The sequence below is a fragment of the Massilia sp. TWP1-3-3 genome (assembly GCF_049897805.1).
Taxonomy (GTDB): domain Bacteria; phylum Pseudomonadota; class Gammaproteobacteria; order Burkholderiales; family Burkholderiaceae_D; genus Telluria_A.
In genome coordinates this window covers 1-1,610 of sequence record NZ_JAFCWX010000104.1, presented here as the reverse complement: position 1 = coordinate 1,610, position 1,610 = coordinate 1, and the positions used below count along the sequence as shown (strand labels likewise).

The window sequence follows — 1,610 nt, the reverse complement described above, 5'->3', positions numbered from 1 at the left end:
CATAATATGGCACCGAAACCGTATATATGGACCGCGAAAGCGACCGACATTCTTGCCAAAGTCACGCGCGCTCGTGCCAAACTTAATAAGCTTCAATCTGTTTGACGCACTACACTAGAAAAGGGGCGGTGGCATTCGGCCCTCGACCAGGCACGCGCAAATCAAGACGATAGTCGACCACGCGGCTCCGGTCTTTCGAGTCAGGCTCGCCCGTCGAGAGCTTGATAACGATTGGCGTTGCCAGGCCGGAGAGAAACACTGTTACATTGCCGTCTTCATACGCGGACAACGCCGAAATCACGACGGCCGGCGTGCCTTGCAGCCACTCGACTTCGAAGTACCGAGCGTCGGATACGCGCGGCGCCGCTGCAAGCGGCCATGGCGCGCCGGTTGCGTCAACGAACACCAGAGTTGTCATCTCGCCCGGCAGTGTCCGCGCTATCGGTAAGGCCGAACCGGGCGACAAATCGACCGATGCGCTGCTGATACGCGGAACCGTGCGGACCGGACGGTAGGCCTTCGCTTTGCGCGATCCGTCTAGTTTTTGTCGCAGCCTCACAATCTCACTGTTCGAAAATGGCGATACAACCTGCTCCGCGCGCTGATAATTCGTCGGCGGCGCTAGCGGCGGTATCGGCGCCACCCCATCCTGCGAGACGGCAGCTGCCCCGGGCTGCTGCGAACCCACGATCTGGCCAGCAACGGCGTAGCTGGCTGGTCCGTAACTCGACGGCGGAAAAGCAGCTTGGATCTGCTGCTGTGAAGTCGCGGGTGGCTGGCCCACAGCCGGCGGAGCAGGGAATGCGCCGCTTGGTGGGACCCACTGCTGGCCCTGCTGGTTTGAGGCAGGCGACGGTGCCTGCCCGGGCAGGGGACTTGGCGCCTGACCTGGCACAGGACTAGCCGGCGCCGCTGCCTGCGCTGCGGCCACCGACGTCGGCGTCGGCCGCGCGGCCGGCTGCTGCACCGGACTTTGTTGGACAGGCTGCTGAACGATCTGCGCTACACTCGGCGAAAGCGCGGAGCTTGTCGCGAGCGGAGCAAGCAGAATGATGGCAAGTCGTTTCATGATTAGCATCCCTTAAAGCGGCTTGGTGACGAGCTGGCCAACTCCGATGCCTCCAATTGCATCGACAGTTGGCACACGCTCGATCCGAATGGATCCAAGAAAGCGTTGCGGAGGAAGCTCGGTAGTCTGCCCGGCGAGCTTCAATTCGAGTGGGACCTCGACATACCAGACATATACGCCACCCTCGATGCCCTCCTTGACCAACACCCCGGTGCCCGCCGTGATCGACAGATTCATACGGCGAGTACGGATCGTCTCGAGAACACCCGAGGATTGCAACGACGCTATAAATGACTTGAAACCGTCCCGCGTATAGTCCCCGCGCACATCCTCGAGCTGCTGTCGCCAGTTGAGAAAGTCCAGCGTGAAGGAACGATTCATGCTGTCCTTCGCGTACTGGATGACGTCAGCTGCCTTCCTATCCTGAATGTTTCATAAACTGCCACTGCGTGTCCGGCTGGCCGAAGCAGTGCCTCATCGGCAGCAATTTCAATGTTGCGAGCAATAGCTCCCCTACCCATTTAAACGGGACATTAATGAA

The 1,610-nt window shown here is 60.1% G+C and carries 2 protein-coding genes; both read right to left on the bottom strand.

What is annotated here, in order from left to right:
- Positions 1-109 precede the first annotated feature (109 nt).
- The gene (locus tag ACP7D4_RS27965) at positions 110-1,069 is read right to left on the bottom strand and encodes a DotH/IcmK family type IV secretion protein (RefSeq protein WP_426212696.1); all 960 of its coding nucleotides are present in this window, start codon (positions 1,067-1,069) and stop codon (positions 110-112) included.
- A 12-nt stretch (positions 1,070-1,081) separates the two neighbouring features.
- A complete protein-coding gene (locus ACP7D4_RS27960; RefSeq protein ID WP_426212697.1) occupies positions 1,082-1,471 on the bottom strand; it encodes a DotI/IcmL family type IV secretion protein in 390 nt (129 codons plus the stop codon).
- Positions 1,472-1,610 lie beyond the last annotated feature (139 nt).

Excerpts from the sequence above, each read along its gene's own strand:
- ACP7D4_RS27965 (WP_426212696.1), bottom strand. The coding sequence starts at position 1,069 with ATGAAACGACTTGCCATCATTCTGCTTGCTCCGCTCGCGACAAGCTCC.